The sequence below is a fragment of the Pseudomonas sp. FG43 genome, from assembly GCF_057809175.1.
Genome location: NZ_JBMDJL010000029.1, coordinates 14,121 through 31,102 on the forward strand (window position 1 = coordinate 14,121; position 16,982 = coordinate 31,102).

Annotated in this window: 19 protein-coding genes; 10 read left to right on the forward strand and 9 right to left on the reverse strand. The window is 55.3% G+C overall.

The genetic code is table 11. The features are described from left to right. Positions 1-11: 11 nt before the first annotated feature. The gene (locus tag ACODS3_RS25050; protein WP_489036743.1) at positions 12-1,187 is read right to left on the reverse strand and encodes a winged helix-turn-helix domain-containing protein; all 1,176 of its coding nucleotides are present in this window, start codon (positions 1,185-1,187) and stop codon (positions 12-14) included. Positions 1,188-1,262: 75 nt separating this feature from the next. Continuing rightward, positions 1,263-2,009: a sulfite exporter TauE/SafE family protein gene (locus ACODS3_RS25055; protein WP_200999910.1), complete on the reverse strand. Its 747-nt coding sequence runs from the start codon at positions 2,007-2,009 to the stop codon at positions 1,263-1,265. A 205-nt stretch (positions 2,010-2,214) separates the two neighbouring features. Between ACODS3_RS25055 and ACODS3_RS25060 the strand changes: the two genes are divergently transcribed. The 3 genes from ACODS3_RS25060 (at position 2,215) to ACODS3_RS25070 (ending at position 4,398) form a co-directional block, all read left to right on the forward strand. Beyond that, on the forward strand, positions 2,215-2,688 hold the full coding sequence (locus tag ACODS3_RS25060) for a MarR family winged helix-turn-helix transcriptional regulator (protein WP_201019378.1): 474 nt from the start codon (positions 2,215-2,217) through the stop codon (positions 2,686-2,688). A gap of 245 nt (positions 2,689-2,933) precedes the next feature. After that, positions 2,934-3,353, forward strand: a complete 420-nt coding sequence (locus ACODS3_RS25065; protein WP_201019379.1) for an organic hydroperoxide resistance protein — start codon at positions 2,934-2,936, stop codon at positions 3,351-3,353. 25 nt (positions 3,354-3,378) lie between these two features. Beyond that, complete coding sequence (locus ACODS3_RS25070; protein WP_489036746.1) at positions 3,379-4,398, forward strand: alpha/beta hydrolase; 1,020 nt, start codon at positions 3,379-3,381, stop codon at positions 4,396-4,398. Positions 4,399-4,464: 66 nt separating this feature from the next. On the opposite strand, the gene ACODS3_RS25075 is transcribed toward ACODS3_RS25070, so the two are convergent. Continuing rightward, positions 4,465-5,034 carry an elongation factor P gene (locus ACODS3_RS25075; protein WP_025261272.1) on the reverse strand — a complete coding sequence of 190 codons (570 nt, stop codon included), beginning with the start codon at positions 5,032-5,034 and terminating at the stop codon, positions 4,465-4,467. 628 nt (positions 5,035-5,662) lie between these two features. Between ACODS3_RS25075 and ACODS3_RS25080 the strand changes: the two genes are divergently transcribed. Next, on the forward strand, positions 5,663-6,247 hold the full coding sequence (locus ACODS3_RS25080) for a hypothetical protein (protein ID WP_489036748.1): 585 nt from the start codon (positions 5,663-5,665) through the stop codon (positions 6,245-6,247). A 196-nt stretch (positions 6,248-6,443) separates the two neighbouring features. On the opposite strand, the gene ACODS3_RS25085 is transcribed toward ACODS3_RS25080, so the two are convergent. Beyond that, positions 6,444-7,511, reverse strand: coding sequence for a hypothetical protein (locus ACODS3_RS25085; protein WP_489036750.1), 1,068 nt, complete (start codon positions 7,509-7,511; stop codon positions 6,444-6,446). 501 nt (positions 7,512-8,012) lie between these two features. Here ACODS3_RS25085 and ACODS3_RS25090 point away from each other — a divergent pair. Together ACODS3_RS25090 and ACODS3_RS25095 are read left to right on the forward strand one after the other, a co-directional pair. Continuing rightward, positions 8,013-8,270: a hypothetical protein gene (locus ACODS3_RS25090; protein ID WP_489036752.1), complete on the forward strand. Its 258-nt coding sequence runs from the start codon at positions 8,013-8,015 to the stop codon at positions 8,268-8,270. Positions 8,271-8,436: 166 nt separating this feature from the next. Next, entirely contained in the window at positions 8,437-8,610 is a 174-nt protein-coding gene (locus ACODS3_RS25095; protein WP_221560658.1) for a gp19.5 family protein, read from the forward strand. A gap of 24 nt (positions 8,611-8,634) precedes the next feature. Here the strand turns inward: ACODS3_RS25095 and ACODS3_RS25100 are convergent, their stop codons facing one another. The 3 genes from ACODS3_RS25100 to earP all read right to left on the reverse strand — a co-directional run bounded on the left by ACODS3_RS25100 (position 8,635) and on the right by earP (position 11,642). Continuing rightward, positions 8,635-9,051, reverse strand: a complete 417-nt coding sequence (locus tag ACODS3_RS25100) for a hypothetical protein (protein WP_489036753.1) — start codon at positions 9,049-9,051, stop codon at positions 8,635-8,637. Next, positions 9,038-10,165, reverse strand: a complete 1,128-nt coding sequence (locus ACODS3_RS25105) for a polymorphic toxin type 44 domain-containing protein (protein ID WP_489036755.1) — start codon at positions 10,163-10,165, stop codon at positions 9,038-9,040. Before ACODS3_RS25105 ends, ACODS3_RS25100 begins: the two co-directional genes overlap by 14 nt. Before the next feature lie 334 nt (positions 10,166-10,499). After that, complete coding sequence (gene earP, locus ACODS3_RS25110) at positions 10,500-11,642, reverse strand: elongation factor P maturation arginine rhamnosyltransferase EarP (RefSeq protein WP_489036757.1); 1,143 nt, start codon at positions 11,640-11,642, stop codon at positions 10,500-10,502. A gap of 115 nt (positions 11,643-11,757) precedes the next feature. On the opposite strand from earP, the gene ACODS3_RS25115 reads away from it, so the two are divergent. From ACODS3_RS25115 to ACODS3_RS25130, 4 genes are all read left to right on the forward strand, one after another. Beyond that, positions 11,758-12,144 carry a hypothetical protein gene (locus ACODS3_RS25115; protein ID WP_201019382.1) on the forward strand — a complete coding sequence of 129 codons (387 nt, stop codon included), beginning with the start codon at positions 11,758-11,760 and terminating at the stop codon, positions 12,142-12,144. A 3-nt stretch (positions 12,145-12,147) separates the two neighbouring features. Next, complete coding sequence (locus tag ACODS3_RS25120; RefSeq protein ID WP_304574424.1) at positions 12,148-12,630, forward strand: GreA/GreB family elongation factor; 483 nt, start codon at positions 12,148-12,150, stop codon at positions 12,628-12,630. A 110-nt stretch (positions 12,631-12,740) separates the two neighbouring features. Beyond that, complete coding sequence (locus ACODS3_RS25125; protein ID WP_200999917.1) at positions 12,741-12,947, forward strand: hypothetical protein; 207 nt, start codon at positions 12,741-12,743, stop codon at positions 12,945-12,947. A gap of 261 nt (positions 12,948-13,208) precedes the next feature. Next, positions 13,209-13,748 (forward strand): PaaI family thioesterase, encoded by a 540-nt coding sequence (locus ACODS3_RS25130; protein WP_201019384.1) that lies wholly within the window; start codon positions 13,209-13,211, stop codon positions 13,746-13,748. Positions 13,749-13,841: 93 nt separating this feature from the next. On the opposite strand, the gene ACODS3_RS25135 is transcribed toward ACODS3_RS25130, so the two are convergent. Together ACODS3_RS25135 and ACODS3_RS25140 are read right to left on the reverse strand one after the other, a co-directional pair. Then, positions 13,842-15,119, reverse strand: a complete 1,278-nt coding sequence (locus ACODS3_RS25135) for an HAAAP family serine/threonine permease (RefSeq protein ID WP_200999919.1) — start codon at positions 15,117-15,119, stop codon at positions 13,842-13,844. A 253-nt stretch (positions 15,120-15,372) separates the two neighbouring features. Continuing rightward, the gene (locus ACODS3_RS25140) at positions 15,373-16,863 is read right to left on the reverse strand and encodes a DASS family sodium-coupled anion symporter (RefSeq protein ID WP_489036761.1); all 1,491 of its coding nucleotides are present in this window, start codon (positions 16,861-16,863) and stop codon (positions 15,373-15,375) included. Positions 16,864-16,982: the final 119 nt, after the last annotated feature.

Here is a 16,982-nt window from a genome sequence, read left to right on the forward strand (position 1 = left end):
CGCAGTAGTTTTCACACGGTCTGTACGATTCGTATATCTGGCAGCCCCAGCCAGTCGGCCAACTGGCGCAGGTTGCGGGTCAACGCCTCTCTGCCCTCCTCGCCCAACCCGCGCGCCTCTTCATGCACGGCATACACCGCCAGACAGCCTGCCGCCCGTTCGGAACGAAGGTCGACCCGCGCGGCGATACGCTCGTTGTGCAGGAACGGCAAGACGTAATAGCCGTAAACCCGCTTGTGCTGTGGCGTGTAGATCTCCAGTCGATAGCGGAAATCGAACAGCCGCTCGGTGCGCGCACGCTCCCAGATCAGTGAGTCGAACGGCGACAGCAAGGCGCTGGCCGACACTTTTCGAGGCTCCGGGATATCCGGCAGACAGAAAGCAGGCTGTTTCCAGCCTTCGACCCGAACCCTTTGCAACTCGCCCGTTTCGACCAGCTCGGCAAGAGCCAGACGGCTGGGGAGCGGATCCTGTCGAAAATAATCCCGCAGGTCCTTTTCCGTACCGACGCCCAAGGCCTTTGCCGCATGCAGCAACAGACCACGCTGGGCCTGGGCCTCGTTGATTTCCGGCTGATCGAGGATGGTAGCCGGCAACACTCGCTCCGGCAGGTCATACAGACGCTCGAAACCTCGACGCCCGGCCACCGTGACTTCACCCGCAGCAAACAACCATTCCAGCGCAAGCTTCTCGGCACTCCAGTCCCACCAGGGGCCTGCGCGCTCCTGTCGGGAACTGAGGCTGCCAGCCCCCAGCGCACCCCGCTCATGAACAGCCTGCAAGACTCTCTCGATAACCGGCTGCTGCTCACGACCAAAGCGGGCCAGTTGCTGATAAATGCCTTCGCCCTGGCCTGCACGCTTCATCCGCCAGCGCATCAGCGGATAAAGCTCGACGGGGAGCAGCGATGCCTCGTGCCCCCAATACTCGAACAACGTGCGATGCCGCCCCTGACTCCAGGCAGCCTGATCCAGCAACGTCTGCGAATAGTTGCCCAATCGTGAATACAACGGCAGGTAGTGTGAACGAACCAGCGCATTGACCGAGTCGATCTGCACCACACCGAGTCGCCGGATCAACTGCGCGACGTGGCTGGCCTTGATGGTGGCTGGCGGCTGGCGCCCACTGAAACCCTGAGCAGCCAGTGCCAGGCGACGTGCTTGCTTGAGGGATAGCTCTACAGACATTCAAGACTCCCGACTGAGCCTGCAACGCTAGCCGATTATGCGACGCTCTGTCAGGGCTTTAAGCGTAGAAAGACCTCAGAGCTTGAACATCAGGATCACGGCACAGAACACCAGAAACAGGCAGAACAGGTACCGCAGCAGCCGCTCTGGCATCGAGTGCGCCAGCTTCACGCCCCAACTGACGCTGGCCAGGCCACCAATTGCCAAAGGAATCCCCATGGACCAATTGACATGGTCATGCAGCGCATAGGTGAACAAGGTAATCGCCGTGCTAGGCACCGCCAGCGTCAAGGCAAGCCCCTGCGCAACAACCTGAGTCGCACCGAATACGCTGGTGAGAATCGGCGTGGCAACCACCCCGCCGCCAACCCCGAACAACCCACCGGTGACGCCGGAGCCGACCCCCAGAAGCCACAGCCAGTTGACGTGACGCAACTGCGTACTGGCCTGCCCCTTGCGCGAGAACATCTGGGCAAGGTTGAAAATCGTCAACAGGATCAGGAAAACCACGAATCCGATACGCATGTGTTGCGCATCGACCCTGACCGCCAGCAGAGAGGTCAACCAGGCCAGGAAGAAACTGGGAATGACAAGCATCAACGCATTGCGTAACAGGACACGATTGCGCTGGTTATAACGCCACAAGGCCAGCAAAACGTTGGGCAACACCATCAGCAATGCCGTGCCTTGCGCCAATTGCTGATCAAGCCCGAACAATACTCCCAGCGCCGGAATTGCGACCAGTCCACCACCAATTCCGAAGAGCCCACCCAGGGTGCCCATCGCGGCCCCCATCAACACGAACATCACAACTTCAATCACACCATGCCCCCAGTCAGACCACGGGAGTGAATGCTACGCAGTCTTGGCTCACAGGCATACGATCAATGCATGAGAATCCATCAAGATATCGTGCATGGACAGGCCTCGATTCGTATCCTGTCCTCAGGGTCGTCCGGATTTATCTGGCGCATTAAAGATTGCAGCACTAAATTAGATACATTTTCACCGCTTACGAGGATTGGCCATGAATGCCGAAGACCGTCTTGACCCCGATACTTCTGCCGATTGCGACTCGTTGCTGCTCGATAACCAACTGTGTTTCGCCCTCTACTCCACTTCGCTGATGATGACCAAGGTCTACAAACCCTTGCTCCAGGCACTGGGGCTGACCTATCCGCAATATCTGGCGATGATGGTGCTGTGGGAAAAAGACGGCTTGACCGTCGGTGATGTCAGCACTCGCCTGCTGACCGATCCCGGCTCATTGACGCCACTGCTCAAGCGTCTCGAAACCGAAGGCTTCATCAGCCGCACCCGCAGCAAGGAAGACGAGCGAGTGGTCTTGCTGCATCTGACAGAACAGGGACGCGCTCTTCAGCAAAAGGCCAGAGACGTTCCCGGCTGTATCCTCTCGTCCAGCGGACTGACTCTGGATAAATTGCGCGTGCTGCAGAGCGAGCTGCTGGAGCTGCGTACCCACCTGCATGACAGCCTTTAAGCGAAGCGCAAGCCATCCCGTGCCTTGCGGCGCCATGCCGACGAACGGTACACGCAATAATAAGCCTTTGTTTTAAATGGATTTAAATCCCTGACTGGATGACATTTCCATCCTTGCGGATGCGTAGGCAGCCCTGATTTTCAAAAATTAACTTGCGCGCTAAATATTTGCGCTATAAATTTACAGCCACTTATTTAGCGCACAATATTTTTGCGAACAATCAAACCAACCTGCGAGGTAATGCCATGAACACTCTCTATACCGCTGTTGCAACTGCTACCGGTGGCCGTGACGGCCGTGCTGTTTCCAGCGACAAGATCCTCGACGTCAAACTGTCGACCCCTAAAGAACTTGGTGGCGCAGGCGGTGAAGCCACCAACCCGGAGCAACTGTTTGCTGCCGGCTATTCGGCCTGCTTCATCGGCGCCCTGAAATTCGTCGCTGGCCAGAGCAAGCGCAGCATTCCGGCAGACGCTTCGATCACTGCTCACGTTGGCATTGGTCAGATTCCAGGCGGCTTCGGTCTGGACATTGATCTGCACATCAGCCTGCCGGGCCTTGAACAAGCCGATGCCCAGCAACTGGTCGATGCCGCTCACCAGGTCTGCCCTTACTCCAACGCTACCCGCGGCAATGTCGACGTACGTTTGCATGTAACCGTCTAAACCCGCCCAGGCACAGGAGTCGAACATGAAAACCTTCAGCAAAGTCTTGACCTGTACTCTTCTGACCCTGTCCGTTGGCAGCGCCTTTGCAGCCGGCAGCACAGACATCGAGCACAACACTCAGGCCTTTCTGGATGCCTTGAACTCAGGTACCGGAAAGCCCATCGAGCAGTTGTCGCCCAAGGATGCCCGTGCGGTATTGGTCGGCGCTCAAGCCGGGGTCAAGCTGACGCTGCCCAAGGCCGAGGTCAGCGAGAAAACCATCAAGGTGGACGGTCAATCCATCAGCCTGAACATCGTGCGACCTGCCGGTGTGAAGGGGACCTTGCCGGTATTCATGTTCTTCCACGGCGGCGGCTGGGTTCTGGGGGACTTCCCGACTCACGAACGTCTGGTTCGTGATCTGGTGGAGGGTTCCGGGGCAGTGGCGGTCTTCGTCAACTACACGCCATCACCGGAGGCGCATTACCCGACGGCAATCAACCAGGCCTATGCCGCGACCAAGTGGGTCGCCGAGCATGGCAAGGAAATCAATGTCGATGGCAAGCGTCTGGCCGTAGCGGGTAACAGTGTCGGCGGCAACATGGCGGCAGTGGTCGCCCTGATGGCCAAGGACAAGGGCACTCCGGCGCTCAGATACCAGGTGCTGCTATGGCCTGTCACGGATGCCAACTTCAATACCGGTTCATATGACCAGTATGCCGAAGGGCACTTCCTGACTCGCAACATGATGAAGTGGTTCTGGGACAACTACACCACTGACGCGGCGCAACGTAACGAGATCTATGCCTCGCCACTGCGCGCCTCCATCGATCAGTTGAAAGGTCTGCCACCTGCGCTGGTGCAGACAGCCAGTGCAGACGTCCTTCGCGACGAGGGTGAAGCCTATGCCCGCAAGCTGGATCAGGCTGGAGTGGCTGTCACGGCCGTACGCTACAACGGCATGATCCACGACTACGGCTTGCTCAACGTGGTCAGTCAGGTGCCCGCTGTTCGTTCCGCGATGCTGCAAGCTTCGCAAGAGCTGAAAGTACATCTGAAGTAAAACCGGCAGAAACAAAAAACCCGCATCGCTGCGGGTTTTTTGCGTATCGGGGTTACAAGACCATGCTTATTTGGCACGGCCTTTGTAGGAACCGCCGTCACGGGTGTCGATCTCGATCATGTCGCCGATTTCGATGAAGTCAGCAACGCTCAGCTCGGTACCGTTTTTCAGTTTGGCAGGCTTCATGACCTTGCCCGAAGTGTCGCCACGAGCGGAACCTTCGGTGTAGTCGATCTGACGCACGATGGTGGTCGGCAGCTCTACGGAAACCAGACGCTCTTCGAAGAACACAGCTTCGCAAACGTCGGTCATGCCTTCTTCGACGAATGGCAGAACGGCTTCGATGTCTTCAGCGTTCAGCTCGTACATGGTGTAGTCAGTGGTGTCCATGAACGTGTATGAGTCACCGCTGATGAAAGACAGGGTGGCTTCTTTACGATCCAGGATCACGTCGTCCAGCTTGTCGTCAGCGCTGTATACGGTTTCAGTCTTGTAACCGGTCAGCAGGTTCTTCAGCTTGGTCTTCATGATCGCGCTGTTACGACCGGACTTGGTGAACTCGGCCTTCTGGACCAGCCAAGGATCGTTGTCGATACGAATCACGGTGCCGGGTTTCAGCTCTTTACCAGTTTTCATTGCATATATCCGAATTTGGATTGAAATAGCCAAAGGCTCTGTACGAGAAATAGCCTGCGCAGGCACTTTTCGTACAGAGCCTGATATCAAGGCCGCGTATCATAGCGAATTTCGACAAAACTGCGCCACTGCCGTGACTCCAGTAAACACTAAGGATTCTCAGGGCATGACCGATACCACAAGGGCTCCATTGTCACAACGGGCGTCACAACGGCTGTTACAAACCGTTTTGGCTAAGCCTTGGCTCTACACACGCAATGGACGCTACTACCTGCGCCTACGGCCTCGCAGGGCCACCACAGACCACTTCACGCTATCCTTACGCACCAATGATCGGATTACTGCAATGCTGACCACGCAAGACATCATGAAGGCCCTCCCCAGAGCGCCTAAAGTCGATGTCTATCACCTCCGAGCAATTTGAGGGAATGAAAGACCTCATCAAGGCTTACGTGAAGAAACAGCCGGATGGGGCCTACAGACTCACCGACAAGGCAGCGTTTCAGCGTGACCCTCGGACGATGGACCTGTGGCGTATGGGTGACAAGGTTGCGGATGAAACCATTCTGCGCCCTCACAAGTTTTCTTCGGCTGACACCGTGGCTACGGGGCAGGTATCAAGGTCGCTATGCAGTTCAAGAACTTCACGATGCGTTCAGTCAACTCCCGTCTCATCCGTGGCTTCCATGATTCCACAAAGAACGGTAGGGCTATCGACCAGACTATGCAGGCAGTCCTTTCTACAGGACTGGCCGTCAGTGCTTACATGGCAATGAAATACAGCCAAGCCTCTTCGATGCCAAAAGACCAGCGGGAGAAGTTCCTACAGCAATCACTTGATCCGAAGATGCTGACTTATGCAGCCCTATCACGAAGCTCGCATATTGGGGCTCCTCTTGGTCTGGCGAACATCGTAGCAGCACCTCTGGGATTCGATCAGGCCGCAATGGTCCGCTCCTCGATTCTCCCAAGAGGCCCTAAGGATCAACAGGAGCCCGGCGCAATGAAGTACAGCGCCACGAAGGACGACAGAATCACCAGTTCCCTTGGGCGTATTGCCGAACAGGTTCCGGCCTATGGGGTTCTCGCAAGCGCCGGACAGGTTGGTTACAACGCCTTCGGTGCCGCTGGGACTGACTCTCGCCGTGCCGATCAGGAATACATGACTGGTGTATTTATGGTCTTCGCGGGCTCGTTCCGAACGACCCTGTAAGTCAGAAGCTCTTGCTCATGATTATGGAGTCGCAGGGCGTAGAGATTCGATAGAACCCAATTATAAGTGGAGGTAATCGCAGTCAGGGTTTTAAATTAAACAGACTGAATGAAATACGCGATGTGCATAAAACTAAATGGGGATCAGATGGGCCTGTGCGTGTGAAGGGCGAGCCCAATCTGATCCCCATTTGAGTTTAGATGGCCAATTTTGAGCGACCCAGCGATAGTCGCTCAGTTACCAAGTAAGGTCGCAGTTTTCTGAGCCGTCGGTAGTACGCAAGCAAAGCTCTGAGCTGATGTAGAGGTCCGACTTGAAGGACGCTAAACTGTTCACGATAGTCTTCCCACAGCATTAGCCGGAAAAAGAAATTAACGAGCTCGTTCAAGCGCTCAGTAATTTCAGGGGCAAGATCAACGGTGCTCCCCTCACTTTCATCATCAAAACCAGAGATCTTGTTCTCTTTGAAATATCTGTAGGTAGTTGTGTAGAACTCTTCCAAGGCATGGAAGGATGTATCGTTTTTTATTTGCCCGCCAGATATTTCTATTTTTTTAGCAAGCTGCGGCAATAGATCCAACTTTATGTGGCCGGGAGAGTTGTAGCGCATCTCAGTAACCTGCGCTCGATGAATTGATGGTGTCACATGATTTAGACCAGTAAAGAGATGTACGGCGCTAAAGCCCCCAGTCCAATTGTTGGCGAGGCGATCTAAGGTTGCCTTTACAGCTGGCCTGTAGAGATGTTCGAGCCCGTAGTGAAACGAGTATAGCTGCTGATAAATCTTTGGTATCGCGGCGATATCGTCAATATACATATCTCCATCAAGCCCCAGTGGGTACTCTTCACAAGCCTCCGTCGCAAGACGTCGAGCAGCCTCTGTTGATATTTCTGGAACTAAATATGAATCCTCATCGGGTAAGTATTCGAGTAGATTTCTCCATGTAGTGCGCAGCGGCGAATTTCTGCGATTGGAACTGGAGCCCGTATGAAATATAGCAATCCATGGAGATTCTTTAAATACGGTTTGGAGTGTGACCGAGCTATCCAGATACTCACGGAGATTGTTGCGCGAAACAGGCACTACTCCCCACCGATTTTTCGTCGCGTTACAGTCCAACCAAATGTACAGAAGATCTTCGTCATACTCTCCCTTGTACAAACTCAATAATGGGCCATCAAAATCTATCAGGTCAGCATTCCACGAATGCTTTGCAAAAAACTTCGGCTCTATTTTCTCTCCGACGATTAAAGGAAGGCTCATGGAATTGGGCTCATTACTAAGATGGTTTGATGAACCACACTGGTAGAGTATTGGTGCAGATCGAAGTGTCCAGACCCATCCGGCGTTGTGCACACTCCATCAGTCTGCGTGATCATGACATGAGCTACGTGATCACCTAACGCTTTTCGAGCGTTCTTTATGTTTTTCTCCAAAGCTTTGAAGGCTTTAATACTTTGGGATTGGCTCGTGTACATCGAAAGCGCCCAAGACGAACACGCCTTCTGGGGATCCTTGAGCAGCCTGTTGGGATTCCTGACGGCGGGCGGCTCAAAACACTGACTGGTAAGTGGGTTGGCGACCCATCTCCATGCAGGTAGATTTTTTGGAGTTGCTCCATATGGGGGACACTGCATACCGTGGTTCTGAAACGACGATAACTGCGTGATGAATTTGTAAGGTACTGATGACATAGAATCCCTTCGTCACGGGGCCTTTTGGCCTATCCAATATTTTTTCATGATGGCACGAAGGTGGCATCGCATGGAAGATTGGGGCGACGAGCGCGCATCATTGCGTACAGCTTTGATGTGGAGCGACCGCCTTGAGGATCTGGCAATCGGCGTGCAGTTCCTCACTGAGGCGCTGGAAAGGGGACTTAGAGATTCTGGGGGGGAACTCTTAATGGACCAGATGGAGTACCCATTGGTGGGCTTTGACGATCACCGTCAGATGCTCATGGGCGACGTGATGCTTAGCTTTGAGGCTGACGGCACGACGACCAACTATATGGGCTGGTGAAAGCATGACTGAACAAGGGCGTTCGGTCATTTCCAGCACCCAGTTAAAACCACTCACTATAAGCAGAGGGGGACTTAAGGTTACTCATGCCCCCTCTTAAAGACCCCTCTCAGGCGATGAATATCAATGACCACAAATAACCAACTCACATAAAGGAGGCTTAGCGATGACTACTCGGTGGAAGACCGTTGTGGCAGTAACGCGCACTCTGGCCACCCACCGGGTCACCTACCGATTTCTTGGTTTACTCCTTGTCACTCTTGGAGTTAGCCAAGGTGGTCCTCTGGTCGAAGCCTTTGGGGATGTCGTCTGCGTTCTACTTGGTGGCTGTGTCGAGTGATCTTGCAATTATCCTGACAGAGCCTTAGGGCCTAAAAGGGTCTCCTTGCCCCTCGCACCGTTGCAACCGGGCAATAACGTCAGGGTCTGTTTTAGCGGTGTCGACCCTACCGTTTCCATCAAGGTAAATATCCAGCGTGCCCCACCGTTTGGGCGTGATGTTGATGCATCGAGGTGTCGTGTTATCGGCCCACCAATCAAACATCATAAAGAAATCATCATCAGGGAAAATATGACCGACGTCACCGGTTGTCTCACCGGGCAGTAAGTCCCGTCGATAGATTGAATGCTGGGTATTGAATACGTAATGGAGACCTTTTGAGCCGTCGTTTGAGTAGTAAATGGCGACTCTTGGTAAAGCTAAATACCAGATTGCAATCAGGACAGAAACGAAGCCTGTAACCCATCGTCCTAAGTAGAGCTTTTTCTCACGGACAGACATGTGGTCGGACCCCTGTTGCCCAGTCGCTTATAGGCACTGCCAGCACTTTATCCATAATGACCTTCCCAGTAAGGCCACCATTTGGATATTCCTTATACAGGTTCATTCCGATAATGATCGAAACCCTGTCGGGGATATCGTCCCACGCACGCATACCTTCAACTCCCTCAGTCCTTCGCGGGCCATCAAATCTCTTAGGGTCTTTGATGAAACGCCAAGTGTCTGACCCAATCTGCTCAACCCCCGCACCGTCCAGTAGGACGCTCTCAGAAAGCCCACCGGCCACGCCCACATATCCGTAGTGGACGTTCGACCAGATATCATAGAAATAGTCGTACTCTCCTTGCTTGTGCCATATTCCCCCGAAGCGCTTCGACAATATCGGCTTATGGTCCCAAGGTCTGTTCTGACCAACGCGCTCAGTCCAAATAGCGAACGCTTTGGCCTGTTTCCCCAATGCCATACTGTAAAAGTCTGGCCCTTTACCGAGGCGCAGGTAAAACGGGAGCGCATTGTATTTACGGGTTTCCTCATCAGGATCAAAGCTGTTTAGTTCTTTCATCTGCCGCACAGAAGAGCTATTGATGTTGGTGTTCATCTCACCAGCAATGTAAGCCGCCAGCTCCTCCATCCTGTCAGGATCTTTGCATACGACAGATTCCGCTTTTGGTTCCGGCTCCTTACCGTCTGCCTTAGGATCTACCAAAGCCTTTGCAGCGGTAGCCTTCTCGACCAACCTCGGGTCGGCCAGTAAGGTCGCCATCTTCTCGTCGTCTATAGAGCCATCCGGGCGGAATACTCCCAGCACTGCAAAATTAATGATTGCAGCATCTGGAGCCGCGCCCATGACGAAGCCGCCAAAGGTATCACTTGAGCCCGTGATGATTGTCCCCCCGTGACTGGTAGGACTCCCTAAGTGAGCCATGGGACGGTGATTAACCAGAATAGAAGGGAACCCAGTAGTGATAACAGCACCACACCCACAAACGTCCCCAACACGGGCTGCACCGGCGAAGCTGATATTCACATCAGCCGATGCACTGGCGATAGGAGTAGTACCGTGACCGGGCAGTGGACATACGTGCTTATCACCCAGTCGAGCAGAAGCAAGCATTGAACATCATCCTTGTGTGTCGTCCATGGACATAAAGCCAGTCTCATTCCAGCGCTCGGGAGGCTACCGGAAACTCAAGAGCGGGTCTGTAGGAAAAAACAGACAACGCCAAGCGGCTTAAAGATCCTTGAGACTCTGACAGAAAAATCTGAATGACCACCTCACTACGGGTCCGTGCGCGCATCCCCCCATGGGTGCCCTCGCGTGGTCCTTAACGCGCCTGCGTGGGTCATTATCGTGCGCCTGTGCGCCTCTGGATGAGGGCCTTGCAGTTGTCACAACGACTGTCACATATGCTGTGATGGCCATCGCAAAGCCCTTCTACACTGGTGTCTCACGGCTGCACTTCCCAATTTCGACAAAACTGTACTAGCGCCGCAGCAAGATCGGTTTGCGAGGCCTGTTCCAGACACCAGCGCTCGGCATGCTTTTCGAGTTCGGCCCAGTGAACGCCCAGCGCCAGCCAGCTTGCCCCAAGATCCCGGCCGGCACTCCAGGCCTGCCACAACTCATTCAGCGCTTGCCCGGCAGCAGGCGAAAGCCCGGCGAGGTAAAGCTCCAGAAAGGCATCGAGCTTGGGCAAATGGGCATCGCCTTCCTGCTGATAGATATGCCATAGCATCGGACGCCCCGCCCATTGGGCACGCACGAAAGAGTCCTCGCCCCGCACGACATTGAAATCACAGCACCAGAGAAGCCGGTCATAGTCTTGCTGCCGGACAAATGGCAACACCTGAATGCCGAGAGCGCCACGTTGCTTGAAAGCTCCGGCCTGCAAGGCATCGGTCCCCAGCCAGCGCTGCACATCACCCAGCACACGGCCTTCGGGCACCAGTAAATGGGTGGGACGTTCATCATTGGCCAGCAGATCCAGCCAACTGCCAATGCCGGGGTTTTCGTAGGCAAACACGGAAATCAGGCGAGCACCGGCACACGGCTCGACGCCCAACTGCTGAAGGAAATCTTGCTGTGCCGACGTGTCATGCTGAAAAGCCTGACGCTGCGCAATGAGCCCCTGCTCACGCAACAGACCGCCGGTCGTCTCGCGAAAGCCGGGAAAGAAAAAGAACTTCTTCAAGCCACTCGACTGCAACGAAGGCAGGCCATGGCATCCGGTGACCCATTCTTCAGCGCTCAGATAATCCAGGTTCAGCCACAAGGGCCTGGGCGAACGCTGCAACATCGAGTCGGTGTACACGGGTGGCAGGCGGCAGGCAAAAGCCTCGATCACGACATCCGGCACCTGCGTATCCACCCAGGACTCGGGCCAGTGACAGACGCTCACGCCCTCCTGCCACTGCTGAGCCGCCTCGGCACTGGCCTGAGGATACAGGCGCACAAACGCCGACAGATCGTCGATCCACAGGCGTACGCCTATCCCATGCTCGGCCACCAACTGGCGGGCCAGACGCCAGGTCACGCCGACGTCGCCATAGTTATCGACGACGCTGCAAAAAATGTCCCAAGAGGCTTTCATCCCGGCTCCCTGAGGCTGGATTGAGAAAAACGCTGATTGTCCTTCAGAACAACAGGTTTCCACCAGCGTAAGGCATGGCACAATTGCCACTGTCGCCCACGTCTGGAGTCCAGCCATGCCGTCCTACCCAAACCGTCGCGAACTGTATGTCTCCCTGAAGCTGATCCTCTGTATAGCACTAGGCATCTGGCTGGGAGCAATGGCGGTCGCGCTGACGGGCATGCTGTATTACAAGAATCTGCCACCGGCCCAGATACAGGCGCTGGAAAAAGCCGCCGCTCAACTGCGGGCACCTGCTGCGCCGCCGGTCGAGCCGGAAAACACCATGTTCCAGAAATACGAGCAGAGCCTTCGGGAAAGCGAAGCCCGTCAGGCGCGTGAGCAGGCCCAGGAGCAACAGCAGAAAAACTTCAGTCGCTCGAAATGCGACTTCTGGATGCAGCAGGACCGCACGGCCCCCAGCGATAAAAGCCGGGCGGGTATCAATCAATACTGCGGATAGACCATGAACAAGGCAGACGTTCTACAACAGATTATCGACAGGCTGAAAATCGATCTGGATATCGCTCTGCGTGCAGCGCAGACCGCTTATGAAACCGCGACCCACGAAGAAAACATCGCCGAGAACAAATATGACACGCTAGGGCTGGAAGCTTCCTACCTGGCAGCGGGTCAAGCTCGTCGTGTAGAAGAAATTCGTCAGTCGCTGGCGCTTTACCAGGGCTGGACCCTCAAGCCATTCGATGACGCGCGCGGCATTCAGACAGGTGATCTGGTCGCCCTTGAGGCCAGCAGCGATCAACCGCAATACCTGTTCATTGGCCCGGATGCGGCCGGGCTGAAGATCAATTCAGACAATCAGCCGATTACTGTCATCACCGCACGCGCCCCTCTGGGCCAGAATCTGCTGGGCAAATCTGAAGGCGATACTGTAGAAATCACCATCAATGGCAACCGCCAATCCTTTGAAGTCACTCAAGCTCTGTGACACGCCCGTCATTTTCAGGGTTCCCGCACAGAGTTTTTGTGGGTAATGTAAACCGCTGTTAAACAGGGGCTACACCGCAGCAAGCAAGGACTCAATCAAGGAGATATTTCATGACGAACGTCATCGCCTTTCCTGACGCCCATGAACGTGATCGCCTGAAGTCCAGCGAAGAACCGGCGTTAAGATACTTGAACAAGAAAGAGCGGCTGCTGATCGATCAACTGCGTTCGACCAGCCATGCAGGACGCCAGTATGTGTATGACTATGCGAGCATCATGCACCTGTCAAAACCTCTGTACCCGGAGCCGGTGGATTAAAACACTAGCTCATCCATAGCACTGCCTGACTGAACGGGCAGTACGGCAATCCGCAACTTGGGGCATTCACGCCCCAATGATGCATTCCTGTACCCGCGCTTTATAAACAGCCCTCCTCCCTCGCCACTGCCTTCGCGTACCTGCTGCGCTCGAACGGCGGCACGCCATCCTTTTTTGCGCTTTACATTGCTGCAACAATCAAATAAATATTATGAGCATAATTTTTCTGACAATCCCTGTTCCGCTCAGGAGTAAGGCGCCATGCAAAACCTTTCGCGCGATGAAAAACTTGCTTTATGGCATGAGGAAGAAAGATACATGCGGGCGCGTCTGGGGCCGGTGGGTACTACCAGCCTTGCTGAAGTGGCCGCACTGGAACCTGTCGATTTTCTGGAAGGCATCGGCCGGGGTGAATTCCCCTCCCCTCCGATTGGCGATCTGATGGACTTCATCCCGTTGCAGTGGCTGCCTGGCCTGTTCATTTTCCAAGGCACACCCGACAAGCGTCACTACAACCCGCTTGGAAGCGTGCATGGTGGATATGCCGCAACATTGCTGGACTCATGCATGGGATGCGCTATCCATACCCAACTCAAGAAAGGCCAGGGCTACACAACCCTCGATCTGCGGATCAGCTATGTTCGAGCACTGAGCGACAAGGTCGGACCGGTAAGGGCCGAAGGCAAAGTCATTCATCTTGGACGTTCGACGGCGCTGGCCGAAGGCCGTCTGTATGACGTGGATGATCGTTTGTACGCCACCGCCAGCACGACCTGCATGATTCTGGACATGAACCGGTAAGTTGGGCGTAGCGCAAGGATCTGGCAGGAAGGGAATCTGAAACCAGGTAAACCTTCCACAGAGTCAGAGCAGACTCTGTGGAAGATCAATGGCTTACTGCAACAGCGAATAAACCAGCGCGGTAATCGCCACGATGCCAGCCGTTACCACGAAGATGTTGGAGAGCTTGCCAGCGTATTGACGCATGGCAGGAACCTTGTGGATGGCATACATCGGCATCAGGAACAGCAACGCCGAGATAATCGGACCACCCAGGGTTTCAATCATGCCCAGGATGCTCGGATTGAGTGTCGCGACCAGCCAGCACACCAGCAGCATGAAACCGGCAGTCACTCGGTCCAGGGTACGAGGCGCAGGACGACGACCGGTTTTCACGATCAGACCTTTCAAGCCTTCGCTGGCACCGATGTAGTGACCCAGGAAGGACTTGGCGATGGCCACGAACGCAATCAGCGGTGCGACAAAAGCGATGGTCGGGTTGCTGAAGTGGTTGGCCAGATACGAGAGGATCGAAATGTTCTGCGCCTTGGCTTCAGCCAGTTGTGCGGGCGACAGGGTCAGCACGCAACTGAACACGAAGAACAGCACCATCACCACCATCAAACCGTGGGCGCGGGCCAGAATCTGCGAACTGCGCACATCTGCGTTCTTGCCGTACAGGCGCTTCTGATCCACGGCAAAGGCTGAAATGATCGGCGTGTGGTTGAAGGAGAACACCATCACCGGAATCGCCAGCCACAGCGCCGGCAGGAACGCCGATGGCTCAGGCAAGGTGGTCGCGGTGCTCAGGATGCCGCCGGTCCAGTGCGGAATCAGGTACACCGACAGAAACACAAGCGCCACGATGAACGGATACACCATCAGGCTCATGGCCTTGACGATCAGTCTCTCGCCACAACGCACGACAGACAGCAGGCCAAGAATCAGCAGAAAGGCAAGCAACGCCCGCGGCGGAGCCTGTACGTGCAACTGGTGTTCGAGAAAACTGGTGACCGTGTTGGTCAGCGCCACGCTATAGATCAGCAGGATCGGGAAGATCGCAAAGAAGTACAGCAGCGTGATCATTGCACCGGCGCTCTTGCCGAAATGTTGCTCGACCACTTCGGTGATGTCGGCCCCGTCACGTCCGGAAAGAACGAAGCGAGTCAGACCGCGGTGTGCATAAAACGTCATGGGAAAAGCCAGCAACGCCAGCGCCAGCAACGGCCAGAAACCACCGATACCTGCGTTGATCGGCAGAAACAGGGTGCCGGCACCGATAGCGGTACCGAACAGTCCCAGCATCCAGGTTGTATCGTGACGACTCCACGCGGCTATGCTCGCGGGTTCTGCATCCAGGCGTTCTACGACGCCATTGGCCTGATCATTCATCCGGTCTAGTCTCCGTGGCCGGTTATTCAAATCGGGTGGGACATATCGAAACTTGGCAGTCAAAGGTCCCACCCAAAACAGGGGGCCGCGATTGTCAGGGATCACGGACAGAAATCAAAGAGTTATCAGACCGAAAGCCCGATCGTGAGGAGGAAATGAACGGGGATGTGCGAAGGCGTCCTGGCTTGTCCCGGATATCTGTTACAGGCCGGGTAAAGACAGAACATTCCCTACCCGACCTGACGATTGCGGATTACATCCAGCCAAGCCACTTCCAGTACGTCATGCCGAATACCAGCATCAGTACATAACCAATGATGGTCATGGGAATACCGACCCTGGCGAACTGACGGGCATTGAAGGTTTCCGTCCCCAGGCAGACCATATTCTGCGGCGCATTGATCGGCAGGATAAAACCGTAGCTGACCGCAAACCCCAGCAACATGGTCATACCCAGCCGGTTGAAATCCCCTGGCAAGGTTTGCAGCACTGCAATCAGGATCGGCAATAACGCCGAGGTCAAGGCCGTGGCGCTGGCAAACCCCAGATGAATCAAGATCAGAAACGCGCCCAGAATGGCGAAGATCCCCAGCGGCCCGACCTGATCGAGCCCGGTTCTGCCGACCACCTGGCCTCCCAGCCATTGACCGGCCTGGGTCGTCAGCAAAGCCGTCCCCAGACTGATACCGACACCGAACACGATCACTGTGCCCCAGGGAATACGTGACTGCACATCCTTCCAGGTCATGACACCCCAGCGCGGCAGAAGCAGAATCACCAAGCCTGCATAAGTCGTGGAGGTCGTATCGAAACTGTGCAACTTGCCCTCGGTCGACCAGAACAGCAGCAACAGTACAGAGACACTCAATAAGCGCTTCTGCGCGCCGGTCATCGGGCCGATGTCAGCCAGCGATTGCGCAACCGCTTCCTTGCCGCCGGGAATGCTGTCGCTTTCCGGCGGCAAGAGCTTGAGGACCAGCAGAATCAGTACACCCGACATGATCAAGGCCCAGGGTGCGCCGGCGATCAGCCAGTCGATCCAGGAAACCCGATGCCCGAGCATCTTGTCCATGAAACCTGCCGTCAGCAGGTTCTGCGCGGCTGCCGTCTGGATACCGATGTTCCAGACGCTGGTGCCCTGGGCCACGATAATCATGATCGCCACCGCGATATTCGAGCGTTTGTCGACACCAAATGCCGCAATCACCCCCATCATGATGGGCACGACACAGGCACTGCGCGCCGTTGCGCTGGGCACCACAAGACTGAGCAGGATCGTCACGGCAATCGCGCCGATCATGATCCTGCGGGTGCTGGTGCCGATTCGCGACAAGGTCACCAGCGCGATACGCCGATCCAGCCCGGTATGGGTCATGGCGGCGGCAAGAAAGAGCGCACCTGTCACCAGCGCCAGTGCCGAATTGGAAAATCCGCTCAGGGCCATGGTGATCGCTGCGGACGATCCATAAACCACTGACGGGTCTTGCAAGGTAGGAGCCGAGCCGACCAGGAACGCCATGAGCGAGGTGATCATGATTGCGCTGGCTTCGTAGGAAACGGCCTCGGTAATCCATACCACTACGGCAAAAGCCAGAATCGCCAGCATCCGCTGACCGGCAACTGGCAAGCCTGCGGGCATGGGCAAGAACAACACCCCGATCATGGCCAGTACACCGATCACCAGACCGACCGGAATCCTTACCTTGTCCGGCGGTGCTTCAGGCGTATCTACAGAGGCGTTCATGCTGATTCCTGTATCCCATTCCATCGAAATTCACGCCCGCAAAAACGGGCACTACGGTCCCGGCCATTCTGGGCCCGTGTCGGCTTCATGCCTTTGATATCAGTCAAGCCAGGATCAGA